We start from the raw sequence: 26336 nt of genomic DNA, 5'->3' as shown, positions 1-26336 counted from the left end.
CCGCTCATTGGTCACCACTACGGGGATCGAGCGCGTCGCGCAGGCCGTCGCCGAGCAGATTGAAGCCGAGGCTGACGATGAGGATGGCGAAGCCCGGCGCACCGGCCACCCACCACTGGTCGAGCACGAAGCGGCGGCCGGACGCGATCATGGTGCCCCATTCGGGCAGCGGCGGCTGCGCGCCGAGGCCGAGGAAACCGAGCCCGGCGGCGGTCAGGATGATGCCGGCCATGTCGAGCGTCACCCTGACGATCAGGGACGAAATGCAAAGCGGCATGATATGGCGCAGCACGATGCGGAAGGGCGAAGCGCCCATCAGTTGCACCGCCTTGATGTAATCGGAATTACGCACCGTCAGCGTCTCTGCCCGCGCAATGCGGGCGTAGGGCGGCCATGAGGTGATGGCGATGGCCAGCACCGCATTCTCGATGCCGGGGCCAAGTGCTGCGACAAAGGCCAGCGCCAGGATCAGCTTGGGAAAGGCGAGAAAGATGTCGGTGATGCGCATCAGGATGGCGTCGGTCCAGCCGCCGGCATAGCCGGCCACCGTGCCGACCAGAAGGCCGATCGGTGCCGCGATGATGGCGACCAGGATGACCACATAAAGCGTCCAGCGCGAGCCGTAGAGGATGCGCGACAGGATATCGCGGCCGAGATCGTCGGTGCCGAACCAGTGCTCGGCGCTCGGCGCCAGCAGGCGCGCGTTCTTCAGGTCGCCGAACGTCGGAGAATAAGGTGCCAGCACGCCGGCAAGGGCGGCGATGACCAGCAGGGCAATGATGATGAGCAGGCCGAGAAAGGCCAGCCGGTTGGCGGAAAAGCGCCGCCACGCCACATAGGCGCGGCCGAGCCTTGCCTGCATGCGCGAGGCCGGCCGCTCGCTGAGCAGCCAGTCGCGACGAGAGATAGGGCGGGCGTCGGAGGCGGTCATGACGATGCCTCTTGGAGCTGTCGACCCCCACTCCGGTCTGCTTCGCAGACCACCTCTCCCCCGCTCGACGGGGGAGAGGAAAGGCGCCAAGCGTGCGGCCGGCTTTTCCTCTCCCCCGGGCAGGGGGAGAGGTGGCCCGAAGGGCCGGAGTGGGGGTGATTGGCCGCAGTTGGGCCCGAAAGTAGCATACCTCTGCTCATCTTACCTTCGTCCTCGGATCGAGAACGCGGTAGAGCAGGTCGGAGAGCAGATTGATGGCGATGAACACCGAGCCGATGACGATGGTGCCGCCGAGCACCGCATTCATGTCGGCGTTCTGCAGCGAATTGGTGATGTAAAGGCCGATGCCCGGCCACGAGAACACCGTCTCGGTCAGCACCGAACCTTCGAGCAGTCCGGCATAGGAGAGCGCGATCACCGTCACCATGGGCACCGCCGCATTGCGCAGCGCGTGGCCCCAGATGATGCGGGTTTCCGACAGGCCCTTGGCGCGCGCCGCGACGATGTATTCCTGCGACAATTCGTTGAGCATGAACGAGCGTGTCATGCGGCTGATATAGGCGAGCGAGAAATAGCCGAGCAGCGAGGCCGGCAGGATGATGTGGCGGAAGGCGTCGTAAAAAACGTCCCACTGCCCCTGCATCGCTGAGTCGAGGAGATAGAAGCCGGTGATCGGCGTAAAGGTGTATTCGTAGACGATGTCGAGCCTCGCCGGGAAGGCAACCCATTGCAGCTTGGCGTAAAACAGCACCAGCCCCAGCAGCCCCAGCCAGAAGATCGGCACAGAATAACCGATCAGGCCGATGACGCGCACGATCTGGTCGATGAGGCTGCCGCGCCTGACCGCGGCCAGCACGCCGAGCGGCACGCCGAACAGCGCGCCGATCAGCGTTCCGAGCGTCGCCAGTTCCGTCGTGGCCGGAAGCGCCCGGCGGATATCCGTCATGACCGGATTGGTGGTCAGCACGGAGACGCCGAAATTGCCGCTCAGCGCATTCTTCACATAGATGTAGAATTGCTCGACCAGCGGCAAATCGAGGCCCATCTCGCGGCGCGTACGCTCGACGACATTGGCAGGCGCCCGGTCGCCGAGCACCGCCAGCACCGGGTCGATCGGAATGACGCGACCGATGAAGAAGGTGACCGCGAGCAGACCAAGATAGGTCGTGATCGCGATAACCAGGAAACGGCCAAGCGATGATGCAATAGCAACGGCACGGGCGCTGCCGCGCCCCGCCGCCACTTCTTTTTCAACCGCGCTCATGCGGCGTGTCCGCGAGCATTATTCCTTGGACACCGGCCCGACGAAGTTGGTGTCGAAGCTCGGGCCGAGCGCAAAACCCTTGAGGTTCTTGCGCAGGCCGGCCACTTCCAGCTGCTGGTGGATGACGACGAAGGGGCTGGTGTCGAGGATCTTCTTCTCGAGATCCTTGTACATGTCGGCGCGTTTGCCGGCGTCCTTCTCGAGCAATGCCGCTTCCGTCTGTTTGGTCAGGTCCGGAATGTCCCACGCGTTGCGCCAGGCCAGCGTCTTGGTCTTGGCTGCATCCGAATTGTCCGGATTTGAGGCAAAGGTCTGGGCGTTGGAGTTAGGATCGAAATAATCCTGCCCCCATTGGCCGATATAGATGTCGTGGTTGCGGGCTCGGTACTTGGTCAGCGTCTGCTTGCCGTCGCCCGGGATGATCTCGAGCTTGATGCCGGCCTGTCCGAGCGTCTGCTGGATGGATTCCGCCATGCCGGTGGTTGGCTGGCCTGTGCGTACGTCCATGGTTACGCTGAAGCCGTCGGGCAGACCGGCCTTGGCCAGCAATTCCTTGGCCTTGGCCACATCGAACTTGAACGGATTCTCATCCAGTTCGCCGAGCACGCCCTTGGGCAGGAAGGTCTGATGGATTTCGCCGATGCCCTTGAGGATCGTCGAGCTCAGCGCATCATAGTCGACCAGGTATTTGAATGCCTGGCGGACCTCGGGCTTGGCGAGGTTGGCATTCTTCTGGTTGAGGCTGATGTAATAGACCGTGCCCTTCGGCGCGCTGGTCGAGGTCAGATCGGCATTTTTGGCGATGGCGTCGAGGTCGTTCGGCTCGAGATTGCGGGCAACGTCGATGTCGCCGGCTTCGAGCGCAAGGCGCTGGCCCGAGCTTTCCTTCATGTTGCGGTAGATGACGCGGGCAAGCTTGGCCTTCTCGCCGTAGTAATTGTCGTTGCGCTCGAGAACGACCACCTCGTTGGCCCGCCATTCGCGCAGCTTGAAGACGCCGGAGCCGGCATAGCCGGTCTTTAGCCAGGCATTGCCGAAATCATTGTCCCATTTGTAGTCGGCGCTCGGCGTCACCGCAGCGACATGTTCCTTGACCAGCTTGGCGTCGACCACCGACGCGACCGTTGCCGACAGACAGTTCAGCACGAAGCTTGGCGCATAGGCCTTGTCGACGATGAACTGGAAGGTGGTCTCGTCGACCGCCTTGGCCTTCTCGGCGACGTTGTCGCCGCTGATGCCGAACTGGCCGATGATGAAGGCCGGGCTCTTGTCGAGCTTGATCACACGTTCGAAAGACCAGGCGACGTCGGCGGCGGTGATCGGATTGCCGGAAGCGAATTTCAGGCCGGGCTTGAGCTTGAACGTGTAGGTCAGGCCGTCATCGGAGACGGTCCAGCTTTCGGCAAGGTCGCCCTTGACCTTGGAGGTGTCGCTGAGGTCGAGACGGACAAGCAGATCATAGGTGTTGCCGGTGACCTCGGCGGTCGACAGCTCGAACGCCTCGCCCGGATCCATGGAGATGATGTCGTCGATCGCGAAACCTTCGACCAGCGTGTCGGCGGGCGTGACCGCACCGGCGGGCGCGCCGGCCAGAAGCAGCGCGGACATGGCTGCACCTGCGAGCAGGAAGCGGGAGCGTAGAGCAAACTTTTCCATCATCATCGTGATTGTTCCCTGTTTTGTTGTTTGTTGACCCGAGTTCCCGGCTCAGGGTTGTGCAATTCTTTTCGGGCCTGGAGAAAGCCCCACTGATCTCTTACCGTTGCGGTTTTTGTCCAGTTGGTCAACACCATATCCGGCGGCCTCGTGGCGGGCAACGAGCTTTTATATGACGGCTCAATGGGTCAGAAAGGCCGGCGGGATGTCGACGCTTAGGCCAGCCAATCGAGGCTGCCGATCGAAGACAATCTGGCGAATGTCGCGGCTATCTCAGCGCCGCGACCAGGCCGGTGTCAGGGAAGCAGGTGGCGGCGCGGCCGTTCTTGGCTTGCCACGTGCCGATCGAACGGCGGGTCTTGAAGCCGGGCAGGCCATCGGCGCTGCCGACATCATAGCCCTTGGCTTCCAGCGCCCGTTGCAGGGCGGCGATGTCCGAACGATGGAGCCCGCCGACCGCGCCCCAGCTGCCGGCAAAATTCTGATCGCCATGGGCGATGCGATCGGCGCCATGGCCGATGAACAGCGCGTAGAGGTCGCTGGTGTTGTATTCCTTCAGCACGTAGAAATTGGGCGTGGCGATGAAGGCCGGGCCGCTGCGCCCGGCCGGCATCAGCAGGAAGCCTTCCGCCTTCAGCTCACTCGCCGGAAACGGTTTGCCGCCGACGCGCTTGATGCCCATTGCCGCCCACTCGGAGATCTTCTTGCCTTGGTCCGGGCCTTCCAGCGCGCAGGAGACCGTCTCCGGCACGGTCACCTCGAAACCCCAGCCACGACCCTTAACCCAGCCATAGTGGACGAGATAGTTGGCGATCGAGGCCAGCACGTCCGGCGTCGAGTTCCAGATATCGACGCGGCCGTCGCCGTCGAAATCGACCGCATGCTTCAAGAACGAGGTCGGCATGAATTGCGGCTGGCCGAGCGCGCCTGCCCAGGACGATTTCATCGCGCCGACCGGAGCCAGACCACGCTCGACGATCTCAAGCGCCGCAAGCAGTTCGGTGCGGAAGAAGTCCTTCCTGGTCGACATGAACGCCTTGGTGCCCAGCACTTCGAAGGCGTCGTAGGGCATCTTCGCCGCGCCGAATCCGGTCTCGCGTCCCCAGATCGCCAGCAGCACTTCGCCTGGCACGCCGTAGCGCTTTTCGATGGCCGCAAGTGTCCTAGCATTGGCGGCTTCGCGCGCGCGACCGCCTGCCGTCACCGCGCGAACCGTCTTCTCGGCGAAATAGGCGCCGGGTGAACCGAATTCGGCCTGGTGCTGCTTCTGCGGCGTGGTCGCCTTCTCGCCCGGCTTGACCAGGTCCGGCAGCTTCAGATTGGGCTTGATGCCGTCAAAGGCGGCATCGAAGGTCTTTTTGGAAATGCCTTTCGCCTTGGCTTGCGGCCAGAGGTCGTTTTGCAGCCAGGCGCGGAACTGGTCGTCGATCTTTGCAGCGGAGGCCGAGGGGAGAATGAAGAGACTAGTCAGCACGGCCAGAAGAAATGCAGAGATGAGATTGCGAAGGTTGCGTTCCGTGGCGCCCCCCTCTGACCTGCCGGACATCTCCCCCTCAAGGGGGGAGATCAGCCGCTTCGACCGCGGCGCCAAACCAGCAACTTTAAAAATTCGCGAAAACAGGTGTGACGGCCAATCTCCCCCCTTGAGGGGGAGATGTCCGGCAGGACAGAGGGGGGCGCCAAGGAATGCAGTCATCTCAGCAAGCATCCCCGCCAATTGCGTCAAAACGCCGTCCGCGAGCGCAGCGCCGCGGCCAGCGTGCCCTCATCGAGATAGTCGAGTTCGCCGCCGACCGGCACGCCATGCGCCAGCCGTGTCACCTTGATGTCGAAGCCGGACAGCTGGTCGGTGAGGTAATGCGCAGTCGTCTGGCCTTCCACCGTCGCATTGACGGCGAGGATGATCTCCTTGACCTCGCCGCTGGCGACGCGGTCGACCAGCGAGCGCATGTTGAGCTGGTCGGGGCCGATGCCGTCGAGCGGCGACAATGTGCCACCGAGCACGTGGTAACGCACATTCATCGCCGCCGCGCGCTCCAGCGCCCATAGGTCGGAGACGTCCTCGACGACGATGATGGTGCCGGCATCGCGGCGCGGATCGGTGCAGATCATGCAAGGGTCCGATGTATCGACATTGCCGCAGGTCGAGCAGATGCGCACCTTGTCGGCCGCTTCGGCCATGGCGGCGGCAAGCGGCGACAAAAGCTGCTCCTTCTTCTTGATCAGATGAAGGGCGGCACGCCTGGCCGAACGGGGACCCAACCCCGGCACCTTGGCCAGGAGCTGGATCAGACGTTCGATCTCGGGACCGGCGATTCGCTTCGACATCGCTCTGATCTAGGATTTTTCAGAGCGCTTTGGAACATCCGCATCCGCATGACCGCCATATTGGGCCTTGGCGGACCGCGGAGCGCAAATCAGTTGGCTTCGAGCGGCCGGCCCTGGCTGACAATCATCGCGCCGACGGCATCGGTGTTCTCAGGTGTCGACTGGAATCCCATCGACGCCTCTTGCGGCGCGTCCTCGACCGAGGAGATGACCCTTGTCCTTGCGTTCAAGGTTCCGCCAAAACGGGCGGCATCCGGCTCTTCCATCGGCTCCTGCATCGCCACCACCGTCGGCTCCGCCGAGACACGCGCGGATTTCGCGGCCGGCGCGGCGGCCGCGGTCATATAGGTCTGCTGGGCAGGGACGGACCGGACGGTGGCCGGCTTGGCCGGACGCATCGGCTCGGCGGACGCGACCATCGTCACCTGCGCGGCTGACTTGTCGGGCGCCGCGGAGGCAATGGCGACCTGCGGCTCATCCGGCAGCGGCTGCCAGTTGCGGCCGCGCTTCTCGTAGAAGGCATTGCCGCCGGCAACCATGGTGTAGTGCATGTTCTTGTAGGGGAAGCGTAGACCGGCGGTGTGAAAAAACATGGTGTTCTTGAGCTTGGACTTGCGCTCGCCCTTCAGCACCGCGTCGGCGGCCTCTTCGACATCGGGCATTGCGCGTGAATTCATCGGCCGTGTCATGACGCCAGGCGCGAATTGCCCAGGCTCACCCACCACTTGGCAGATGGTGCTGCCATGATTGCCGGAGCGCAGCCGGTTCATCACCACCGTGCCGACCGCGATCATTCCGTCGCGGCTCGAGCGGTTGGATTCAAAGAACATCGCCCGTTCCAGGCATTCCTTGTCCTTTGGCGTGTGGCTGTAGGCCCGGGAACTCAGGAAACCCGGCGTGATGGCGTCGGTCAGGCTGGCGACGGACATGCCGTGTGAAGTGGTCTGGCTGCAGGCAGCCAAAAACAGGGGTGAAATGACGGCGCCGAGCAACAGCGGCGTCTTCCATCGCGTGGAAATCAACAGGTAACCCTCTCACTTCGTGCCCGCCCCCAGGCTGCGGCAAGAATGAGACACTTTCGGGCAAAATGATGGCCAAAACGTCATTAACAACTCACTGTTGCCAAATTGGCACAATTACGTGGCTTTCCAGATAGATCGAGCCCTCATTTCACAGAAGCGATGACGTCTCTCTCTTTGTTTCGCCGCAATTACCCAGGGCAAGCGCTGCGCGCTTTTTCAGGGAAAGCCGCATCGCGTTTTTCCTGAAACCGGTCTACCGACCGGCCGCAATCGCGGCCGGCTGGCCAGGCTCAAGCTCCTCGACCTTCTCCGAAAACAGGCCGCGCCTCAAGAACAGCGTCCGCGCCTCCCTGGCCGTCGGCGCGATCTTTCCCGGCCAGTCGCTGTCATGAACTCAGCCTTGGTGAAGTCCGGATTTGTCTCGCTTGCCATCTCCAGGAATTCGGCGATCTCCAGCACGATCGCGCGCTCGTCCTTCGAAAGCGCCGATGTGCCGGCTTCGATCGATGGGCGATGGACGAAATCCTCGAACAGATAGAAATAACCCTTGATGCCGACGAGATCGACGCCGTCGTCACAATCGGCCAGGATTTCCAGGATCTCGTAGATCCTGTTGCGGATACGCTGCTCGATCAATCTTTCGGAGGGCTCTTCGGTCATGTCGATCGTGGGGCGCGCCGAACGCTAGAAGGGCAGTTTCATTCCTGGCGGTATTGGCAGGCCTGCGGTCAGCGCCTTGGTCTTTTCCTGCATGATCTGCTCGACCTTGGTCTTGGCGTCGTTGTGGGCGGCCAGCACCAGGTCTTCGAGGATCTCGACATCGTCCTCCTTGAACAAGGAGGGGTCGATCTTCAGCGACTTCATCTCGAATTTTCCGGTCAGCGTGACGTTGACCAGGCCGCCGCCGGCCTGGCCGGACGCTTCCAGCGTGGCGATCTCGTCCTGCATGGCCTGGAACTTGGCCTGCATTTCCTTCGCCTTGCCCATCAGGCCGAGAAGATCTTTCATGGTCGGGTCCTTTGTGGATTCGTGGCTGGATCAGGGTTCGTCGTCGTCAGCCGGCGGCTCGACCGGCACTTCAGCCTCTGTCGTTTCGGCTTCCGGCGCGTCTGGAATGCGCACGTCGATGATCTTGGCGCCGGGAAAGCGCGCCAGGATGGCGGCCACTGTCGGGTCGCTCCTGGCATCGAGAAAAGCCGTCTCGCGCTTGGCCGATTCCATTTCGGCGAGCGTCTGGCCGCCCTCTTCCTTCGACAGCGAGACCAGCCAGCTGCGGCCGGTCCAGGCGCGCAATTTCGTCGTCAGGTCGTTGAGCAGCATCTTGGGCGCATCGCTGGTCAGGCCGACATCGATGCGGCCAGGCTCGATACGCACAAACCGGATGCAGCTCTTGACCAGCACCTTGAAGGCGATGTCGCGCTGCGCGTCGGCGAGCGCAATGATGTCGGCCAGCGATTTCAGCGGCGCCGATTGCGTCTCCACGACCGGCTCCGGCGGAGCGACGAAGGCAACAGGGGCGGGCGAGGCTTCGACCAGCCGCATGGTCTGCGCGCCGCCCGGACCGACGGGCATGCGCGTCTGCGCCATCGCGGCGGCGCCATTGCCTCCCCCTGCAGGCGCCCCATTCGGGCGCGGCGCGCCATTTTGCACCGGTGCGGCACTTTCGAGCGATCTCAACGCCTCGTCCAGCGTCGGCAGGTCGGCGGCGTGCGCCAGCCGGATCAGCACCATTTCGGCGGCACTGACCGGCCGGTTGGAGGACTGCACTTCGGGAATGCCCTTGAGCAGCATCTGCCATGTCCGCGACAGCACCCTGACCGACAGCGTCCTGGCGAAATCCGCGCCGCGCTGCCGCTCGTCCTCCGACAGCGATGCATCCTCGATGGCCGTTGGCACGAAACGCAGCCGGGTGACGAGGTGGTTGAACTCGGCAAGATCGGTCAGCACGGCGGCCGGATCGGCGCCGGTATCGTATTGCGCGCGGAATTCGCCGAGAGCTGCCGCCACATCGCCCTTCATCACATGTTCGAACAGGTCGACGATACGGGCGCGGTCGGCAAGGCCCAGCATCGCCCGCACAGCCGCGGCACTGACAGTGCCTGCGCCATGGGCAATCGCCTGGTCGAGAATGGAGAGCGAATCACGGGCCGAGCCTTCGGCGGCGCGCGCGATCATCGCCAGCGCGTCGTCGTCGACCGAGATGCCTTCCTGGGCCGAGATCGAGCCGAGATGCGCGACCAGCGCGCCGGCGTCGATGCGCCTCAGGTCGAAGCGCTGGCAACGCGACAGGACGGTGATCGGGACCTTGCGGATTTCGGTGGTGGCGAAGATGAATTTGACGTGCGGCGGCGGCTCTTCCAGCGTCTTCAGCAGGCCGTTGAAGGCCTGCGTCGACAGCATGTGCACTTCGTCGATGATGTAGACCTTGTAGCGCGCCGAGACCGGCGCGTAGCGCACGCGCTCGATGATATCCCTGATGTCGTCGATGCCTGTGTGCGAGGCGGCGTCCATCTCGATGACGTCGACATGGCGGCCTTCCATGATCGCCTGGCAATGCTCGCCGAGCACCGCAAGGTCGACCGAAGGCTGGTCGATATCAGCGGTTTTATAGTTCAAGGCGCGCGCGAGGATGCGCGCCGTCGTGGTCTTGCCGACGCCGCGCACGCCGGTCAGCATCCAGGCCTGGGCGATGCGGCCGGTGGCAAAGGCGTTGGTGAGGGTGCGCACCATCGGCTCCTGGCCGACCAGCTCGGAGAAGTTCGAGGGACGGTACTTGCGCGCCAGCACGCGATAGGCGGCGGCCTTGCCTATCTCCAGGCTTTTTGGTCCCGAATTTCCGGCTTCGCTCATACGCCCGTAAAGCTCCAAATGGCCGCGCCCGAAGGCGGCCGATTCCTGCGCATAGTCTCGCCCGCGCTGCAATGCGTCGTCAATGTCGCGAGAGGGGCCGTGAGGTGGGAGGCTGGAACAATGACCCGTTCCGGGCTCGTTAGGGCTGCTTCCTTCCGGACCTGACCCGGTTGGCGAGTGGATCGTCCACCACCAACCTCCCGCTTTCCATATCGGCAATTGCGTGACGAAATGCAAGTCCGCCGAAGAAATCGCAAAAATATGGAATTGGCGCACCAAACCGTGAGCGGCGCAATGATTCGCTTGCAGCCCCCTTGCCGCCGCTCTAGCCTTCATGTGTTGAGCAAACCAAGAAAAGCAAGGGAAACGCCGATGCTGCCGGGCCTGGAGGCCGGATTTACGCTGGACGCACGGCTGGAGGCGGACAGCGAGCAGTTGATGTGGCTCGGGCTCTGCGAACTGCGGGTGATGAACGACCGCCGCTGGCCCTGGCTGCTGCTGGTGCCGCAGCGGCCCGGCGCGGAGGAAATCCATGACATGACGCCGCTCGACCAGGCAATGCTGACCTTCGAAACCAATATGGTGGCGCAGGCGCTGAAAAAAGCGACCGGCTGCACCAAAATCAACACCGGCGCGCTCGGCAACATCGTGCGCCAGCTGCACATCCATGTCATCGCGCGTTCGGAAGGCGATCCCGGCTGGCCAGGCCCTGTGTGGGGACATGGCCTGCGAGAGCCCTATCAACGTTCCGACTTGCGACGGTTTGCCGAAACGATCAAGGCGGCGCTATAAGCGTTCCCCTGTGTTCATCCCAAAACGTGTCCATCCCTCAACATATCCCAGAGTCCCCATGAGCTTCCGCCTGTTTGACGCGCCTTTGCGCGAGCCGAGCCAGTTCGTCGGCTTTGCCGGCAACACGATCGACCGGCAGTCCGAGAACCGCGCCGACGATTCGGTCGACAAGGCGCTGGCCGACCCCGCGACGCGGCTGCTTCTGATGCATGGCGGCCGGCTCTATCTGAAGCTCGGCGATGGCGGCGATCTCGACCCCTGGTTCGGCGCGACCGAGAGCGAACCCTTCAAGGTTTCCCTGGCGCAAGGCATCCTGCTCGGCTTTTCCGAACGAGGACCGGTGCTGGCCGTGCCCGCCGGCGTCGAACCCGAACAGCTTCCGGAAACAGTCAAGGCCATCGACTACCGCTCGGTCTACATGCAAGGGCTGATCGACGAGGCGGCGGCTGGCGCGATGGCGCAAGGTGCTGCCCTGCTGGCCTGGCATGCCAGCCATCGCTTCTGCAGCAAATGCGGTACAGAATCGCAGATGCGGGCCGGCGGCTACAAGCGGCATTGCCCGAATTGCGGCACCGAGCATTTTCCGCGCACCGACCCGGTGGCGATCATGCTGACGGCGACGCGGGAGAAATGCCTGCTCGGACGCGGACGACATTTTGCGCCGGGCATGTACTCGGCCCTTGCCGGCTTCATCGAGCCGGGCGAGACGATCGAGGCGGCGGTGCGCCGCGAGACGCTGGAAGAGGCCGGCATCCGGCTTGGCCGCGTCGTCTACCACGCCAGCCAGCCCTGGCCGTTTCCCTATTCGCTGATGATCGGCTGCTTCGGCGAGCCGCTCAACGACGATATCCAGGCCGACCTCAACGAACTGGAAGACTGTCGCTGGTTTGCCCGTGACGAGGTGCGTTCGATGCTGGCCAAGGAACATCCCGGCAATCTGTTCACGCCGCCCAAGGGGGCGATCGCATATCATCTCATCCGCGCCTGGGTCGACGCCGAATAGGTCGGCAAGAGCCTGGAAGGCCAGACATCAAAGAGGCAAAAATGATCCGTCACACCGTCGTCTTCACGCTGAAGCATCCACCGCACTCGCTGGAGGAAAAGCGGTTCCTGGTCGACGCCAAGAAAATCCTCACCGCGATCAGGGGCGTCACACATTTCGAACAATTGCGACAGATCAGCCCCAAGAACGACTATCACTTTGGCTTCTCGATGGAGTTCGCCGACCAGGCCGCCTACACGAGGTACAACGACCATCCCGACCACGTCGCCTTCGTGCGCGACCGCTGGGTGCCGGAGGTGGAGGCCTTCATGGAGATCGACTACGTGCCGCTGGGCGCGGTGATCTAGTCCGCAACCTTCCACTGCTCACGCGACTCACTGGCCGGATAGACGCCGAGAATCCGCACTTCGCGGGAGAAGAAACGAAGCTCGTCCAGCGCCAGCTTGACCAGCGGGTCGTCGGGATGGCCCTCGATGTCGGCGTAGAACAGCGTCGCCGTGAAAGCCCCCAGCTGGTAGCTCTCCAGCTTGGTCATGTTGATGCCGTTGGTGGCGAAGCCGCCCATCGCCTTGTAGAGCGCCGCCGGCACGTTGCGGACGCGGAAGATGAAGGTCGTCATCATCTTGACTTCGGGTGATGGGCGCTCGGCCCATTGCTTGTTCTTGGTCAGGACGACAAAGCGGGTGACGTTGCTGTCGGTGTCCTCGACATTTTGCTCGATGATATCGAGCCCGTAGAGCGTCGCTGCCAGTGCGGGCGACAGCGCCGCCATGGTGCGGTCCTTGACCTCGGAGACCATCTTGGCCGCACCAGCCGTGTCGCCGGCGACGATCGCCTTCCAGCCGTTCTTGCGGATGTATTTGCGGCACTGGCCAAGCGCGTGGATGTGGCTGTGCACCGTCTTGATCTCGTCGCGCTTGACGCCCGGCAGCACCATCAGCTGGAAATGGATCGGCAGGAAATATTCGCCGATGATGTGCAGCTTCGATTCCGGCAGCAGATGATGGATATCGGCGACGCGTCCGGCAATGGTGTTCTCGATCGGGATCATGGCGAGATCGGCCTTGCCGGTCTCGACCGCGTTGAACGCATCCTCGAAGGTCGGGCACGGCAACGGCTCCATCGATGGATAGACGTTGCGGGAGGCGGTGTCGGAATTGGCGCCCGGCTCGCCCTGGAAGGATATTCTGTTGGTCTTTTCAGGCATGGGCCAAGTCTCGGGTTTCTCAGTTTGCAAGGATTGTTCTGGCGCGTTCGAGGTCTTCCGGCGTGTCGACGCCGAGCGGCAGCGACTGGACGATCTCGGCGTCGATGCGCATGCCGGCTTCCAGCGCCCGCAACTGTTCCAGCCGCTCGCGCCGTTCGAGCGGCGACGGCTTCAGCGCGACGAAACGCTCGAGTGCTTCGCGGCGATAGGCGTAGAGGCCGACATGATGGTAGAGCGGCCCCTCGCCCCAAGGCGCCGTGGCGCGGGTGAAATAGAGCGCCCGCAGCCTGCTGCCGGAAAGCGGCGAGCCGACGATCTTGACGACATTGGGATTGGTCTTTTCCTCGTCGCGGACGATCTCGACGCCGAGCGTGGCGATGTCCACCGCACTGTCATCGAAAGGCCTGAGCGACGCGGCGATGATCCGGGGATCGATCGTCGGCAGGTCGCCCTGCACATTGACGATGGTTTCGACCTTGCGCCCAGGATCGAGCGCAAGCAGCGCCTCGTGGATGCGGTCGGAGCCGGATTCGTGATCCATGCGCGTCATCACGGCCTCGAAACCGTGCGCGCGCACCGCTTGCGCCACGCTTTGGGTGTCGGTCGCCACCACCACCCGGCCAAGGCCGGCTTCGGCGGCGCGGCGGGCGACATGGACGATCATCGGGGCGCCTGCGATGTCGGCCAGCGGCTTGCCCGGCAGGCGGGTCGAGGCCATGCGGGCCGGGATCAGGATCAGCGTGGACATTTCGGGTGCAAGGCGTCTCGAAAGAGGACAGGGAAAGTGGCAAAAGGTCTCACTGGAAGCGCCCTTATAGGTGTTGCAACGCCGCAGCAAAAGACCTAGTTTCCGCCCGATTTGACCGCCTTGGCAGGACGGGTCACGATACCGACGGACGGAGTGGACGGTTCTGTCCGCCGGAAAAGGGAGCAAGGGGCGTATGGATTCCAACGAAGTCAACAAACTGCTCGCCGGATTGCTCGGAACCGTTTTCGTCGTCTTCTCGGTCGGCATTGTGTCCGATGCGCTGTTTGCCTCACCGGCGCCGGAAAAGCCCGGCTTCGCCATCGAGGCCGCCGAGCCCGCCGAAGGCGGTCCGGCCGCGCCGGCTGCCGCAGCCAAGCCGATCGCCGATCTGCTGGCAACCGCCAATGTCGAGCAAGGTGCCGCCGTCTTCAAGAAGTGCCAGGCCTGCCATTCCGGCGAAAAGGGCGGCCCCAACAAGGTCGGCCCGGACCTGTGGGATCTCATCGACCGCCCGGTCGCCGAGCATGAAGGCTTTGCCTATTCGGCCGGCATGAAGGAATTCTCCAAGGGCGGCGCCGAGAAGTGGACCTACGACAACATCAACCACTTCATCACCTCGCCGAAGAAATTCGTGAAGGGCACCGCCATGGGCTTCGCCGGCCTGCCCAAGGACGAGGACCGCGCCAACGTCATCGCCTATCTGCGCACGCTGTCGGACAATCCCAAGCCGCTGCCGGCGCCAGGTGCCGCCGCCGATGCAGGCGCGCCCGCCAAGCCTGCTGACGGTGCTGCCCCGGCGAAGCCGGCTGAGGGTGCCGCTCCCGCCAAGCCAGCGGCTCCGGCTGCGCCAACTCCGGCCGCTCCTGCTCCGGCGCCTGCTCAATAACCAAGATATCATCTCGACGACCTTGAAAAAGCCGGGTTCAGCCCGGCTTTTTTGTTATGAAAACCGCATAGGCGGCGACAAAGCCGCGCATGGCGGTTTTCACGGGCGCCAAATCATCTAGATTGCCGATGAACGGGCATTGCGAAGAGGATAGTGCATGACGGTTGGCCGAACGCTTCTCAGGTCGTTGCTGGCGGCAGCCCTTCTGGCGGCGGGATTGCAGGCTGTCCGCGCCGACGAATGGCGCACCACCTCGTCGCTGATCGGCGAGTCCAAATACGGCGACAATTTCCAGCACTACGACTACGTTAACCCCGACGCGCCCAAGGGCGGCACGCTGAACTCGGTGGTGCCAGGCACATTCGACAGCTTCAATCCCTACGTCGTCCAGGGATCACCGGCCGCCGGCCTCGTCGGGTTCGGCGGCGGTCTGCTCTACGACACGCTGATGGAGCAGGCGACCGATGAAGGCAGCACCAGCCATCCGCTGATCGCCGATGCCTACAAATATCCGGCCGACTATTCCTCCGCGACCTACCGGCTCGATCCGCGCGCCAAATGGCATGACGGCCAGCCGATCACCGTCGATGACGTGATCTGGTCGTTCCAGGTGCTCAAGGCCAACAGCCCGCAATACAGCCGGTATTTCGAGAATGTCACCGATGCGGTGGCGATTTCGGATCGCGAGGTCGAGTTCCATTTCAACCAGAAGGGCAATCGCGAACTGCCCAAGATCATCGGCGACCTTGCCGTGCTGCCGAAACATTGGTGGGAAGGCACCGACGCCAACGGCAAGAAGCGAGACGTGACCAAGCCGACGCTGGAAATCCCCCTCGGTTCGGCCGCCTACAAGATCGCCAGCTTCAAGCCGGGTTCGGAAATCATCTGGCAGCGTGTGCCGGACTACTGGGCGGCCAAGCTGCCGGTGAAGATCGGCCGCGAGAATTTCGACACCCGACGCTACACCTATATCCTCGACGACAACGCCGCCTGGCTCGCCTTCACCAAAGGCGGGCTGGAAGACATCAACCGCGAATACAGTTCACGCAAATGGGCGACGGCTTACAATTTCCCGGCATTCCAGGCCGGCGACGTCGTCAAGAAGGACTTCCAGACCCAGGCGCCGAAACCGATGCAGGGCTTCGTCCTCAACCAGCGGCGGCCGCTGTTCCAGGACCGGCTGGTGCGTGAAGCGCTGACCATTCCATTCGATTTCGAGAGCATGAACCGCACGCTGTTCTTCGGCTTCAACACCCGCACATCGAGCTATTTCCAAGGCACCGAACTGGCGTCGAGCGGATTGCCGCAAGGCAAGGAACTGGAGATCCTGGAAAAATACCGCGACAAGCTGCCGCCCGAACTTTTCACCCAGGAATTCAAGCTGCCGGTCTACGATTCGCCGCAGGCGGAACGGAAGTACCTGAAACAGGCGGTCGATCTCTTCGCCAAGGCTGGCTGGGTGATCAAGGGCGGAAAGATGGTCAATGCCAAGACCGGCGCGCCGTTCAAGTTTGAAATCCTCGGCTGGAACGATACCGATCAGGTAATCGCCAGCCCCTACATCGCCAATTTGCGCAAGATCGGCGTCGACGCCACTTTGCGCATCATCGACCAGACGCAGTACATCAACCGGGTCAACAATTTCGATTTCGATGTCGTCACCGGGATTCTGCAGCAGTCGGAATCGCCGGGCAACGAGCAACGCGACTTCTGGAGCTCGAAAGCCGCCGACTCGCCCGGCTCGCGCAATCTGATGGGCATCAAGGATCCGATCGTCGACGCGCTGGTCGACCGCATCATCTTCGCCACCGATCGCGACGACCTCGTCGCCGCCACCCACGCGCTCGACCGCATCCTGCTGTGGAATTTTTACGTCGTGCCGCAATATTACCGTTCCGCGGTCTGGCTGGCCTACTGGAACAAGTTCGGCTTCCCGGACAAGCAGCCCGCCTATGTCGGCGCCGACATCGATTCCTGGTGGATCATTCCCGACAAGGAAAAGGCGCTGGCAGCCAAGTACAAGGGCGGCAATTGATGGCGGTCCTGCCCCGCCGCGATTTTCTCGCCCTGGGCAGTGCCGCGGCGGCGGCCGCCCTGTTGCCCGCAAAAGCCTTCGCCGACATTGCGACCGGCACCAAGCTGCATGGTCTGTCGGCGTTCGGCGACCTCAAATACAAGCCCGATTTCGCGCATTTCGACTACGTCAATCCGGACGCTCCCAAGGGCGGTCAGATGAATTTCGCGCCGCCGAACTCGACCCTCAATCAGAGCTTCCTGACCTTCAACACATTGAATTCACTGGTGTTGAAGGGAGAGGCGCCGCCGCGCGCCGAACTCTGTTTCGATTCCCTGATGACAAGCGCGCTCGATGAGCCGGATGCAGTCTATGGCCTACTTGCCGAAACCGTTACCCTGTCGCCGGACCGCAACGGCTTCCGCTTCGCGCTGCGACCGCAAGCGCGTTTCCACGACGGCTCGCCGCTGACCGCGCAAGACGTTGTCTTCTCGCTGAAGCTCTATAAGGACAAGGGCCATCCGAACCTTTCCCAGGCGTTGCGGTACATGACCGACGCGGTTGCGGTCGATCCCGCTACCGTCGATCTCACCTTCAATGGCAAGCAGTCGGCGCAAAACATCCTTGCGATCGTGGGGATGCCGATCGTCTCCAAGGCCTTTTATACGGCCAATGATTTCGATGCCTCGACCATGACACCGCCGCTTGGCTCGGGTCCCTACAAGATTGGACGCGTGGCGGCCGGACAGACGGTCGAATATGACCGCGTGGCCGACTATTGGGGCCGCGATCTCCCAGTGAACCGCGGCCTCTACAATTTCGACCGCATCCGCATCGACTTTTATCTTGATCGGCAGGCGGCATTCGAGGCCTTCAAGAAAGGCGACACGCATTTTCGCGAGGAATTCACCTCACGGGTATGGGCGACCGGATACGACTTTCCGGCGCTGAAGGACGGCAAGGTCGTCAAACGGGAATTTCCCGGTGAGAAGACGCCGGACATGCAGAGCGTCGCACTGAACCAGCGTCGTCCGCAATTCCGCGATGAGCGGGTGCGGCGGGCGATCGCCAGATGCTTCGATTTCGAATGGATGAAGCGGGCCTTGTTTTACGGCTCCTACGAGCGTTCTCAATCGAACTTCGAACGATCGGATTACAAGGCCGAAGGTCTGCCCTCTCCTGACGAATTGGCCCTGCTGGAGCCGTTCCGGACCGAGTTGCCGCCAGAGGTTTTCGGTGAAGCGGTAACACAGCCCCTGTCCGATGGTTCGGGCCATGACCGCAAGCTGCTGGGCGAGGCTTCGAGATTGCTCGCGCAAGCCGGCTGGAAGCGCGATGGCAGTTTCGTCGTCAACGACAAGGGTGAGCGGCTGCGGGTCGAAATGCTGGCGGAGGACGACGGCATCGTTCGCATCTACACCCCGTGGTCCGAGAATATGAAGGCGATCGGGATCGACGCATCGATCCGGCAGATCGATTCGGCGCAGTATGAGCAGCGGCACAGCAATTACGACTTCGATCTTGCACTGTTGCATTGGTCGATCGGGGCGACGCCGACCGACGACAGCCTGCAGATGCTCTATGATTCCCGAATGGCGAAAATCCCGGGGCAACGCAACTATCCGGGCACCGAAAGCAAGGCCATCGACGCCCTGATCGCGGCAGCCGGCAAGGCGAAAAACCGTATAGAACTCGTCACGGCGCTCCGAGCGCTCGACCGGGTCTTGCGCGCGCGGCTCGACTGGATTCCAACATACTATCTGGCGAATCACCGCGTCGCCTATTGGGACATGTTCGGCTTTGTCGAGCAGAAGCCCGATTTCGGCTTTCCGGTCGAGACGCTGTGGTGGTTCGATAAGGGCAAGGCGGCAAGAATTGGCAAAGGCTGAGATGTTGCGCGGCACTTCACCCTCCTCCTTGTGGGGAGGGTCGGTGAGCACTCCGCGCGCAGCGCGGATGGCGAACTGGGGTGGGGGTGCGCGCGCATGCATTGGCTTGAAAGTACCCCCACCCCGCTCCGCTTCGCGGATCGACCCTCCCCACAAGGGGGAGGGTAAAAACTGATGGGCGCCTATATCCTGCGTCGCATCCTTTTGATGATCCCGACCCTGTTCGGCATCATGGCGATATCCTTCGCCGTCATCCAGTTCGCCCCCGGCGGTCCGGTCGAACAGGTCATCGCCAGGCTGACCAACCAGGGCGGCAGCGACCGCCTCGGCGGCGGTGGCGGCGACGCGGGTGCTGGCGGCAATTTCGATGCCGCCGGTGACGTCAGCTCGAAATATCGCGGTGCGCAGGGGCTCGATCCGGAATTCATCAAGAAGCTGGAGAAGCAGTTCGGCTTCGACAAGCCGCCGCTCGAGCGCTTCGGCATGATGCTGTGGAATTATGCCCGCTTCGATTTCGGCGACAGCTATTTCCGCGACATTTCGGTGCTCGACCTGATTCTGGAAAAAATGCCGGTGTCGATCTCGATCGGGCTGTGGATCACGCTGTTGTCCTACCTGATCTCTATCCCGCTCGGCATCCGCAAGGCGGTCAAGGACGGCACTCCTTTCGACGTCTGGACCAGCGGCGTCGTCATTGTCGGCTATGCCATACCCGGTTTCCTGTTCGGCATCATGCTGATGGTGCTGTTTGCCGGCGGATCGTTCTGGGACTGGTTCCCGTTGCGCGGCCTCACCTCCGACAATTGGGATCAATTGTCCTGGTGGGGCAAGATCGTCGACTATTTCTGGCACATGACCTTGCCGCTGACGGCGCTGGTGCTGTCGGCCTTCGCCACCACGACACTCCTGACCAAGAACTCGTTTCTCGAAGAAATCCGCAAGCAGTATGTGGTGACGGCGCGGGCCAAGGGCCTGTCGGAACGGCAGGTGCTCTACGGCCATGTCTTCCGCAACGCCATGCTGATCGTCATCGCCGGCTTTCCCGGCGCCTTCATCTCGGCCTTCTTCACCGGCTCGCTGCTGATCGAGAACATCTTTTCCCTCGATGGCCTCGGCCTGCTCGGCTTCCGGTCGGTGGTCGAGCGCGACTACCCGGTGGTGTTCGCCAACCTCTACATCTTCTCGCTTCTGGGGCTGTTCGTCGGGCTCTTGTCCGACCTGCTCTACACCTGGGTCGATCCGCGCATCGATTTCGAGCGGAGAGACGTCTGATGTCGGAGGCTACAGTCCCCCTGGATGCGGCACCCGCGCGGATCAAGCGGCCGTTTCTGTCGCCGCTCAACAAGCGCCGCCTGCAGAATTTCAAAGCCAACCGGCGCGGCTTCTGGTCGTTGTGGATCTTCCTCGTCCTGTTCGTGCTGTCGCTGTTTGCCGAATTCATCGCCAACGACAAGCCGATCATCGTCTCCTACAAGGGCGAGATCCTGTTTCCGGTGCTGGTCGCCTACCCCGAGGAAAAATTCGGCGGCTTCTATGCCGTCACCGACTATCGCGACCCGGTCATCCAGGACGAGATCAACGCCAATGGCTGGATGATCTGGCCGCCGGTGCGCTACTCCTATCAGACCGTCAACAACGCCATTCCGGAAGCAGCCCCGGCCAAACCGTCCTGGCAGTATGACGCCAAGACGCGCTGCAATCAGTACCCGCAAGGTGCCGCCGACCCAGCCTGCATCGTCGGCAACTGGAACTGGCTCGGCACCGACGACCAGGCGCGCGACGTGCTGGCGCGCGTCATCTACGGCTTCCGCATTTCGGTGCTGTTCGGCCTGATCCTGACCGCCGGCTCGGCCTTGATCGGCGTCGCGGCCGGCGCCGTGCAAGGCTATTTCGGCGGCTGGACGGATCTCTTGTTCCAGCGTTTCATCGAAATCTGGTCCGCCATCCCGGTGCTCTACCTCCTGCTCATCGTCGCCGCCATCCTGCCGCCGGGCTTCTTCATCCTGCTCGGCCTGATGCTGCTGTTCTCCTGGGTGGCGCTGGTCGGCGTGGTGCGGGCCGAGTTCCTGCGCGCCCGCAATTTCGAATATGTCAACGCGGCCCGGGCGCTCGGCGTGCCCAACCGCACCATCATGTTCCGGCACCTGTTGCCCAACGCCATGGTGGCAACCTTGACCTTCATGCCCTTCCTGCTCTCAGGTTCGATCTCGACGCTGACCTCGCTCGACTATCTCGGCTTCGGCCTGCCGCCCGGCTCCGCCTCGCTCGGCGAACTGCTCAAGCAGGCGCAGCGCAACCTCAATGCACCGTGGCTCGGCATTTCCGGCTTCGTCGTCATCTCGCTGATGCTGTCGCTGCTGGTCTTCGTCGGCGAGGCAACGCGCGACGCCTTCGATCCACGCAAGACGTTCAGATGACAACGATGCGGACCGGCATTCAGCATGATATATTCTCAGTGTGGCAGTTCGAGCGAAAATGAGCGTATGCATCAATTGTCGAAACGACTGATGGCCAGGTCAGCGGCGGATCACAAACGGCAATTCCTCATATCGTACCCCACAGAAGGACAGAGTTGTGAATAAGGTCATCTTCGAGCATTACCCTGCATCCAAACTCCCGGATGAACTGCGAGAGGGTATAGCTTTGAATGCCTCAGTTAAGGTGACGGTAGAAGAGGAAGCCAAACGGCCTCTCGGCCACAAACAATTGCTTGAACTTATGCGGAATGCGCAGGCCAACGCGGCGGGAACAAGTCTCGAAGAGGCTGTCGCGCGTGTTCGTGCCCTCCGCGATGAGTGGGAGGATTGATGGCCGCCTTCCGGCTTTACGTCGATACGAACATTTTCATCTACGCTTTCGAAAATAACGATGCTCTGGCGAAAAAACTGCTTCAGCTCATTTCACTGAACGAGGGCAGAAAGCAGCCTTTCCTCGCGACAAGCGAACTCGTGCTGGCGGAGCTGATGGTAGACCCTCTGAAAAAGGGTAATGAGCCGCTTGTTGAGCTCTATGACAATATCTCGATTGGTAACGCCTTTGTCTCGATTGGCACGGTAACTCGCGAGGTCCTCTGGCACGCGGCACAGCTTCGTTCGACATTCGTTTCTCTCAGGCTACCGGATGCCATTCATCTTTCCACGGCTATGCACTTCGGCTGCACGCAATTCCTGACGGCCGATGACCGATTGAAAGACGCCTATGCGATCGCGCCAAATCGGCTTGTTCCTCCTCAATTGACAGCGCAAATTTCGATCATACGACCGGAGATTTCTGCTCTTGATAAAGTCATAGCGGAAATTGATACATGACTGCTTCCTTGCTCTCCGTTCGCGACCTCTCCGTCGCCTTTGCGCAAGGCGGACAGCAGTCGACGGCTGTCGACCACATCTCGTTCGACATCGCCAAGGGCGAGACGGTGGCGCTGGTCGGCGAATCCGGCTCCGGCAAATCGGTCTCGGCGCTTTCGGTGCTGAAGCTGCTGCCCTATCCAAGCGCCAGCCACCCTTCGGGGAAGATCCTGTTCCAGGGCAACGACCTGCTGGCGATGAGCGAGAAGCAGTTGCGGCAGGTGCGCGGCAACAAGATCACCATGATCTTCCAGGAGCCGATGACCTCGCTCAATCCGCTGCACACGATCGAGCAGCAGATCGTCGAGATCCTGAAGCTGCATCAGGGCATGGCCGACCGCCCGGCCAAGGAACGCACGCTGGCGTTGCTCAACGAGGTCGGCATCCGCGATCCGCACAAGCGCCTCGATGCCTATCCGCACCAGTTGTCCGGTGGCCAGCGCCAGCGCGTGATGATCGCCATGGCGCTGGCCAACGAGCCTGAACTTTTGATCGCCGACGAGCCGACGACGGCGCTCGACGTCACCGTGCAGGCGCAGATCCTCGAACTGCTGGCCGGCTTGAAGAGCCGCAAGGGCATGTCGATGCTGTTCATCACCCATGATCTCGGCATCGTGCGCAAGATTGCCGACCGCGTCTGCGTGATGACCAAGGGCAAGATCGTCGAGACCGGGCCGACCAAGGAGATCTTCGCCAATCCGCAGCATGCCTATACGCGGCATCTGCTGGCGGCAGAGCCGAAGGGCAAGCCGCCGACCGCCAATGCCGATGCCAGGCCTGTCATGACCGGCAAGGACATAAAGGTCTGGTTCCCGATCAAGCAGGGCTTCTTCCGCCGCACCGTCGACAATGTGAAGGCGGTCGACGGCATCGATGTCACTGTGCGCGCCGGCCAGACGCTCGGTGTGGTCGGCGAATCCGGCTCCGGCAAGACGACGCTCGGCCTGGCGCTGGCAAGAATGATTTCGTCGACCGGCACCATCCAGTTCAACGGGCGCGACATCAACCAGCTGACTTTCAACGCGATGCGGCCGCTCAGGCGCGAATTGCAGATCGTCTTCCAGGATCCGTTCGGCTCGCTCAGCCCGCGCATGTCGGTCGCCGAGATCATCGAGGAAGGCCTCAAGATCCACGAGCCGAAGCTGTCGCCCGACGAGCGCGACGACAAGGTGGCGGCCGTGCTGAAGGAGGTCGGGCTCGATCCGGCGACACGCAACCGCTATCCGCACGAGTTTTCCGGCGGCCAGCGCCAGCGCGTTGCCATCGCACGCGCCATGGTGCTCAACCCGCGCTTCGTCATGCTGGACGAGCCGACATCGGCACTGGACATGAGCGTGCAGGCGCAGGTCGTCGACCTGCTGCGCAGCCTGCAGGCCAAGCACGACCTCGCCTATCTCTTCATCAGCCATGATTTGAAAGTCATCCGGGCGCTGGCCAACGACGTCATCGTCATGCGCAATGGCAGGATCGTCGAAGCCGGCCCTTCCCAGCAGATTTTTGAAAATCCGCAAACCGACTATACTCGGGCGCTGATCTCGGCCGCCTTCAAGATCGAGACGGCGCCGGTCGGCATCGTCAGCGAGTGATTGCGTAAAAAGGGACTAGAGAAGACCGCAATGGAAAAAGGCCGCATCCTGCTTGCCGTCACCGGCTTTCATCCGCAGCGCTGGCGCGACCTGCTGTCGGCCGAACGCGAGGTGGTGCTGGAGCCGGACGGCGCCAGCGACCCCTCGATCACCTATGCCGTGGTGTGGAAGCAGAAGCCGAACATCCTGGCGTCGCTGCCCAATCTGCGCGCCATCTTCTCGATCGGCGCCGGCGTCGACCATATCTTCGCCGATCCCGGCCTGCCCGATGTGCCGATCGTCAAGGTCGTCGCCGACAATCTGACCCAGTACATGACCGAATATGTCGTCTGGCGGGTGCTCGACCATCACCGCCAGGGCCTGCTCTACCGGTCGCAGCAGCCGAAGAAGATCTGGCATGAGCCGCAGCAGAGGCCGGCCGGTGACATTTCGGTCGGCATCATGGGGCTCGGCAGTCTCGGTCGCGCCGCGGCCTCGGTGCTGCTGTCGCTCGGCTTTGCCGTCAATGGCTGGTCGCGCAGCGACAAGGCCATGCAAGGCGTCGCGACCTATTCCGGCGAGGCCGGACTTATCCCCTTCCTCAAGGCAACCGACATCCTGGTGGTGCTTTTGCCGCTGACGCCGGAGACCAAGGGCATCATCAACTACGGCGTGCTGAAGGAACTGCGGAAACGCAACGGCCTCGGCGGCTCTGTGCTGATCAATGCCGGACGCGGCCGCCTGCAGAAGGACGCCGACATCTTGCGGGCGCTGGATGACGGCACGCTGAAGGAGGCAAGCCTCGACGTGTTCGAGGTCGAACCGCTGCCGAAGACCAGTCCGCTGTGGGGGCATCCAAAAGTGTTCGTGACGCCGCACGCGGCGGCGACCTCCGACCCTGTCCATTTGGCGCCGATCATGCTGCGCCAGATGGACGCCTTCGAACGTGGCGAAAAGCTCGACAATCTGGTGGACCGCAAGGCGGGGTATTAGAGTAATTCCAGGAAAAGTGTGAAACGGTTTTCCCGGGAAAAGCGCATAGCGCTTTCCCTTGGGAATTGCGTAAAAACAAGGAGTTGGAGCGGGTCGCCGTTTCCGTGAAACGGTGAACTGCTTTAGCCGGGCAGAGCGAGCTTCTTCTGCTTGTTTGGCTGACCGCACTCGCGTCGATCGATCGACCGGTTCATGGCATCGATCTCACCGCTCGCCTTATCGGTATCGCGTTTGGCCTTGGAGCGCATGTCAGGCGTGAACGGGCCGAAGCCCATTGCCGGATTGGAGAAGGTCGGCTTGGCCTTCGTCGCAAGGTTGTATTGCTGCGCCAAGCCGTTGCGCTGCGCCAGCAACTGGTCGCACGGCACGTTGTCATATTGCAGGGACGACTGGACGTTCGCATCCTGCTGTTCCGACATAGAAGTGCCGCCAACACAGCCGGCGGTCAGCAGGCAAGAGGCCAAGATCATCATGTTCCAGCGCATCGACTATGCTCCTCCTGATATCCCACCCTGATGCGAGCAGATCGCAAATATCAGTGGCGCATGCAAATCGGACTTTTTCACAGCAAGAATGTTTGCGAGGCGGCGACGGACCCCTCCGCCGGCAGCTTGCCTGCCACAACGACAGGGCTACGAGCTCGGGGCAACAGGTTCCTTCGGAGCCTTGGCCGGCGCGTGGCTGACCGGGCATCAAACGAAAACCCCGCCTGTGCGGCGGGTCACTGGCGCAAATCAGCACCATGGACGAAAATGTACCATAGCTGAGGGCACGGCGTCAAGAAAAAATTCCTATCACGCAGCCCGGCAAAAAGCTGCCGACACCGCCGAACTGGCCGTCGTCAGGTCTTTTGTTGAGCTGAGTTCGAAGCCTTGGCCACAACTACCAACCCGTTGACCTGTTCCCCACGGTCCTGCCGGATCACGGTTGGTTCCAGTGACAGGACCGAAAGCCCGTTGGCGGCCAGGACGTCGCGCACATAGTGTTGCGCATGCGCGTAGCGGCGCGACGGCAGCAGCACGAAATCGCCATCGCCAGCCAGCGTCTCGACGGAAAACGCGAACAGGCCATCCGTGGCCAGCAAGCCGGCAATCGTCTTCACCACGCCGTCCAGCGCGCCGACATAGATGAAAACATCGGCCACCGTCACCAGATCGGCTTTCGGACCGGCATGGACAAAATCCCGCAGATCGGCCTTGTCGAGGAAATCGTAGACGCCCTTGGACCGCGCCTTTCTCAGCATCCTGGCCGAGATGTCATAACCCTCCAGCCGGTCGACGATCGGCCGCAGCCTCTGCCCCATCAGGCCGGTGCCGCAGCCAAGATCGAGCGCCAGCGGAAAGCGGCCTGGCCTTGCCGCTCGAACGGCTTGGTCCAGCATCTCAGGCAGGCGGTAACCCAGTCTGCCGACCAGGGACTCATCGAAGCTCTCGGCATAGTGGTCGAACAAGGCCTCGGCGAAGGCGCTGGGGAGCGCATCGACCGCCGGCGCCTTGCCGATCAATTGCAGGTTCAGTGCAGCGCCCTGACGATCCGATGGATCGAGTTGCAGCGACATCGTCCAGGCCTGTGCAGTCAGATCCGGTGCACCCGCCGCCTGCTGCATCTCGCCGAGGCGAAACCAGCCCATCGCCCATTGCGGCGTCATTTCCAGCGCACCGAGCAGCAATTCCGCCGCTGCCGCATGATCGCCATCCGCATGCAGCATCTCGGCATAATCGGCGCGGCGATCGGCGTTCAAGTCGCCGGACGAGGCCTGAAGCGGTTTCAAGACAATGAATCCTGGGCGATGGGTCCTGCCGGCGGATCGAGCCGACGGTGCTCTATGCGGGAGTCAGCAG

Annotated in this window: 25 protein-coding genes and 1 other RNA gene; 12 read left to right on the top strand and 14 right to left on the bottom strand. The window is 62.4% G+C overall.

The genetic code is table 11. The features are described from left to right. Window positions 1–4: 4 nt before the first annotated feature. The 10 genes from nikC to ffs all read right to left on the bottom strand — a co-directional run bounded on the left by nikC (window position 5) and on the right by ffs (window position 10252). Window positions 5–931 (bottom strand): nickel transporter permease, encoded by a 927-nt coding sequence (nikC, locus tag EOA16_RS06925; RefSeq protein WP_127256613.1) that lies wholly within the window; start codon window positions 929–931, stop codon window positions 5–7. A 196-nt stretch (window positions 932–1127) separates the two neighbouring features. Further along, a complete protein-coding gene (locus EOA16_RS06920; protein WP_127256611.1) occupies window positions 1128–2195 on the bottom strand; it encodes an ABC transporter permease in 1068 nt (355 codons plus the stop codon). An 18-nt stretch (window positions 2196–2213) separates the two neighbouring features. Beyond that, window positions 2214–3857, bottom strand: coding sequence for an ABC transporter substrate-binding protein (locus EOA16_RS06915; RefSeq protein WP_127256609.1), 1644 nt, complete (start codon window positions 3855–3857; stop codon window positions 2214–2216). 262 nt (window positions 3858–4119) lie between these two features. After that, complete coding sequence (locus EOA16_RS06910; RefSeq protein ID WP_127256607.1) at window positions 4120–5397, bottom strand: lytic murein transglycosylase; 1278 nt, start codon at window positions 5395–5397, stop codon at window positions 4120–4122. A gap of 176 nt (window positions 5398–5573) precedes the next feature. After that, window positions 5574–6179 (bottom strand): recombination mediator RecR, encoded by a 606-nt coding sequence (recR, locus tag EOA16_RS06900; RefSeq protein WP_127256605.1) that lies wholly within the window; start codon window positions 6177–6179, stop codon window positions 5574–5576. Between the two features lie 89 nt (window positions 6180–6268). Further along, complete coding sequence (locus EOA16_RS06895; protein ID WP_127256604.1) at window positions 6269–7201, bottom strand: cell wall hydrolase; 933 nt, start codon at window positions 7199–7201, stop codon at window positions 6269–6271. Between the two features lie 327 nt (window positions 7202–7528). Next, window positions 7529–7861, bottom strand: coding sequence for a hypothetical protein (locus tag EOA16_RS06890; protein ID WP_245455871.1), 333 nt, complete (start codon window positions 7859–7861; stop codon window positions 7529–7531). Between the two features lie 24 nt (window positions 7862–7885). Continuing rightward, window positions 7886–8209: a YbaB/EbfC family nucleoid-associated protein gene (locus tag EOA16_RS06885; protein WP_013527931.1), complete on the bottom strand. Its 324-nt coding sequence runs from the start codon at window positions 8207–8209 to the stop codon at window positions 7886–7888. A gap of 30 nt (window positions 8210–8239) precedes the next feature. Continuing rightward, on the bottom strand, window positions 8240–10051 hold the full coding sequence (locus EOA16_RS06880; protein WP_127256602.1) for a DNA polymerase III subunit gamma/tau: 1812 nt from the start codon (window positions 10049–10051) through the stop codon (window positions 8240–8242). 104 nt (window positions 10052–10155) lie between these two features. Further along, window positions 10156–10252: signal recognition particle sRNA small type (gene ffs / locus EOA16_RS06875), an RNA gene on the bottom strand. Window positions 10253–10423: 171 nt separating this feature from the next. On the opposite strand from ffs, the gene EOA16_RS06870 reads away from it, so the two are divergent. From EOA16_RS06870 to EOA16_RS06860, 3 genes are read left to right on the top strand one after another with little or no spacing between them, the layout of a single operon-like run. Further along, on the top strand, window positions 10424–10843 hold the full coding sequence (locus EOA16_RS06870) for an HIT family protein (protein ID WP_127256953.1): 420 nt from the start codon (window positions 10424–10426) through the stop codon (window positions 10841–10843). A 58-nt stretch (window positions 10844–10901) separates the two neighbouring features. Continuing rightward, window positions 10902–11846 carry an NAD(+) diphosphatase gene (gene nudC, locus EOA16_RS06865; RefSeq protein ID WP_127256600.1) on the top strand — a complete coding sequence of 315 codons (945 nt, stop codon included), beginning with the start codon at window positions 10902–10904 and terminating at the stop codon, window positions 11844–11846. Window positions 11847–11887: 41 nt separating this feature from the next. Then, a complete protein-coding gene (locus tag EOA16_RS06860; protein WP_127256598.1) occupies window positions 11888–12193 on the top strand; it encodes a Dabb family protein in 306 nt (101 codons plus the stop codon). Here the strand turns inward: EOA16_RS06860 and EOA16_RS06855 are convergent. Both EOA16_RS06855 and EOA16_RS06850 read right to left on the bottom strand, forming a co-directional pair. Next, window positions 12190–13053 (bottom strand): prephenate dehydratase, encoded by an 864-nt coding sequence (locus tag EOA16_RS06855; RefSeq protein ID WP_127256596.1) that lies wholly within the window; start codon window positions 13051–13053, stop codon window positions 12190–12192. The two genes, EOA16_RS06860 and EOA16_RS06855, sit on opposite strands and share 4 nt — an antisense overlap. A 19-nt stretch (window positions 13054–13072) precedes the next feature. Next, window positions 13073–13801, bottom strand: a complete 729-nt coding sequence (locus EOA16_RS06850; protein WP_127256594.1) for a 3-deoxy-manno-octulosonate cytidylyltransferase — start codon at window positions 13799–13801, stop codon at window positions 13073–13075. Between the two features lie 193 nt (window positions 13802–13994). Here EOA16_RS06850 and EOA16_RS06845 point away from each other — a divergent pair, with 193 nt between their 5' ends. The 9 genes from EOA16_RS06845 (at window position 13995) to EOA16_RS06805 (ending at window position 24495) form a co-directional block, all read left to right on the top strand. Continuing rightward, window positions 13995–14687, top strand: a complete 693-nt coding sequence (locus EOA16_RS06845) for a cytochrome c family protein (RefSeq protein ID WP_127256592.1) — start codon at window positions 13995–13997, stop codon at window positions 14685–14687. A gap of 157 nt (window positions 14688–14844) precedes the next feature. Continuing rightward, window positions 14845–16722, top strand: coding sequence for an extracellular solute-binding protein (locus EOA16_RS06840; RefSeq protein ID WP_127256590.1), 1878 nt, complete (start codon window positions 14845–14847; stop codon window positions 16720–16722). Then, window positions 16722–18590, top strand: a complete 1869-nt coding sequence (locus EOA16_RS06835; protein ID WP_127256589.1) for an extracellular solute-binding protein — start codon at window positions 16722–16724, stop codon at window positions 18588–18590. The genes EOA16_RS06840 and EOA16_RS06835 overlap by 1 nt, the downstream gene beginning before the upstream one ends. Before the next feature lie 174 nt (window positions 18591–18764). Further along, window positions 18765–19862 (top strand): microcin C ABC transporter permease YejB, encoded by a 1098-nt coding sequence (locus EOA16_RS06830; RefSeq protein ID WP_013527941.1) that lies wholly within the window; start codon window positions 18765–18767, stop codon window positions 19860–19862. Next, window positions 19862–21007, top strand: a complete 1146-nt coding sequence (locus EOA16_RS06825; RefSeq protein WP_127256587.1) for an ABC transporter permease — start codon at window positions 19862–19864, stop codon at window positions 21005–21007. Before EOA16_RS06830 ends, EOA16_RS06825 begins: the two co-directional genes overlap by 1 nt. A gap of 157 nt (window positions 21008–21164) precedes the next feature. Further along, on the top strand, window positions 21165–21398 hold the full coding sequence (locus tag EOA16_RS06820) for a hypothetical protein (RefSeq protein WP_127256585.1): 234 nt from the start codon (window positions 21165–21167) through the stop codon (window positions 21396–21398). After that, entirely contained in the window at window positions 21398–21898 is a 501-nt protein-coding gene (locus tag EOA16_RS06815) for a PIN domain-containing protein (protein ID WP_127256583.1), read from the top strand. The genes EOA16_RS06820 and EOA16_RS06815 overlap by 1 nt, the downstream gene beginning before the upstream one ends. Next, the gene (locus EOA16_RS06810) at window positions 21895–23523 is read left to right on the top strand and encodes an ABC transporter ATP-binding protein (RefSeq protein WP_127256581.1); all 1629 of its coding nucleotides are present in this window, start codon (window positions 21895–21897) and stop codon (window positions 23521–23523) included. The genes EOA16_RS06815 and EOA16_RS06810 overlap by 4 nt, the downstream gene beginning before the upstream one ends. Window positions 23524–23553: 30 nt before the next feature. After that, a complete protein-coding gene (locus EOA16_RS06805) occupies window positions 23554–24495 on the top strand; it encodes a glyoxylate/hydroxypyruvate reductase A (RefSeq protein WP_127256579.1) in 942 nt (313 codons plus the stop codon). 122 nt (window positions 24496–24617) lie between these two features. On the opposite strand, the gene EOA16_RS06800 is transcribed toward EOA16_RS06805, so the two are convergent. Beyond that, window positions 24618–24980, bottom strand: coding sequence for a hypothetical protein (locus EOA16_RS06800; protein WP_127256577.1), 363 nt, complete (start codon window positions 24978–24980; stop codon window positions 24618–24620). 356 nt (window positions 24981–25336) lie between these two features. Then, window positions 25337–26266 carry a methyltransferase gene (locus EOA16_RS06795; RefSeq protein WP_127256575.1) on the bottom strand — a complete coding sequence of 310 codons (930 nt, stop codon included), beginning with the start codon at window positions 26264–26266 and terminating at the stop codon, window positions 25337–25339. Between the last annotated feature and the right edge of the window lie 70 nt (window positions 26267–26336).

This window comes from Mesorhizobium sp. M7A.F.Ca.US.008.03.1.1, from assembly GCF_003997495.1.
In the GTDB taxonomy this organism is placed as follows: domain Bacteria; phylum Pseudomonadota; class Alphaproteobacteria; order Rhizobiales; family Rhizobiaceae; genus Mesorhizobium.
Note: the sequence above shows the minus strand (reverse complement) of the source record. Positions and strands in the feature narration are given on the sequence as shown.

Coding starts and splice junctions, on each gene's coding strand:
- nikC (WP_127256613.1), bottom strand. CDS start 931: ATGACCGCCTCCGACGCCCGCCCTATCTCTCGTCGCGACTGGCTGCTC.
- EOA16_RS06920 (WP_127256611.1), bottom strand. CDS start 2,195: ATGAGCGCGGTTGAAAAAGAAGTGGCGGCGGGGCGCGGCAGCGCCCGT.
- EOA16_RS06915 (WP_127256609.1), bottom strand. CDS start 3,857: ATGATGATGGAAAAGTTTGCTCTACGCTCCCGCTTCCTGCTCGCAGGT.
- EOA16_RS06910 (WP_127256607.1), bottom strand. CDS start 5,397: ATGTCCGGCAGGTCAGAGGGGGGCGCCACGGAACGCAACCTTCGCAAT.
- recR (WP_127256605.1), bottom strand. CDS start 6,179: ATGTCGAAGCGAATCGCCGGTCCCGAGATCGAACGTCTGATCCAGCTC.
- EOA16_RS06890 (WP_245455871.1), bottom strand. CDS start 7,861: ATGACCGAAGAGCCCTCCGAAAGATTGATCGAGCAGCGTATCCGCAAC.
- EOA16_RS06885 (WP_013527931.1), bottom strand. CDS start 8,209: ATGAAAGATCTTCTCGGCCTGATGGGCAAGGCGAAGGAAATGCAGGCC.
- EOA16_RS06880 (WP_127256602.1), bottom strand. CDS start 10,051: ATGAGCGAAGCCGGAAATTCGGGACCAAAAAGCCTGGAGATAGGCAAG.
- EOA16_RS06870 (WP_127256953.1), top strand. CDS start 10,424: ATGCTGCCGGGCCTGGAGGCCGGATTTACGCTGGACGCACGGCTGGAG.
- nudC (WP_127256600.1), top strand. CDS start 10,902: ATGAGCTTCCGCCTGTTTGACGCGCCTTTGCGCGAGCCGAGCCAGTTC.
- EOA16_RS06860 (WP_127256598.1), top strand. CDS start 11,888: ATGATCCGTCACACCGTCGTCTTCACGCTGAAGCATCCACCGCACTCG.
- EOA16_RS06855 (WP_127256596.1), bottom strand. CDS start 13,053: ATGCCTGAAAAGACCAACAGAATATCCTTCCAGGGCGAGCCGGGCGCC.
- EOA16_RS06850 (WP_127256594.1), bottom strand. CDS start 13,801: ATGTCCACGCTGATCCTGATCCCGGCCCGCATGGCCTCGACCCGCCTG.
- EOA16_RS06845 (WP_127256592.1), top strand. CDS start 13,995: ATGGATTCCAACGAAGTCAACAAACTGCTCGCCGGATTGCTCGGAACC.
- EOA16_RS06840 (WP_127256590.1), top strand. CDS start 14,845: ATGACGGTTGGCCGAACGCTTCTCAGGTCGTTGCTGGCGGCAGCCCTT.
- EOA16_RS06835 (WP_127256589.1), top strand. CDS start 16,722: ATGGCGGTCCTGCCCCGCCGCGATTTTCTCGCCCTGGGCAGTGCCGCG.
- EOA16_RS06830 (WP_013527941.1), top strand. CDS start 18,765: ATGGGCGCCTATATCCTGCGTCGCATCCTTTTGATGATCCCGACCCTG.
- EOA16_RS06825 (WP_127256587.1), top strand. CDS start 19,862: ATGTCGGAGGCTACAGTCCCCCTGGATGCGGCACCCGCGCGGATCAAG.
- EOA16_RS06815 (WP_127256583.1), top strand. CDS start 21,398: ATGGCCGCCTTCCGGCTTTACGTCGATACGAACATTTTCATCTACGCT.
- EOA16_RS06810 (WP_127256581.1), top strand. CDS start 21,895: ATGACTGCTTCCTTGCTCTCCGTTCGCGACCTCTCCGTCGCCTTTGCG.
- EOA16_RS06805 (WP_127256579.1), top strand. CDS start 23,554: ATGGAAAAAGGCCGCATCCTGCTTGCCGTCACCGGCTTTCATCCGCAG.
- EOA16_RS06800 (WP_127256577.1), bottom strand. CDS start 24,980: ATGCGCTGGAACATGATGATCTTGGCCTCTTGCCTGCTGACCGCCGGC.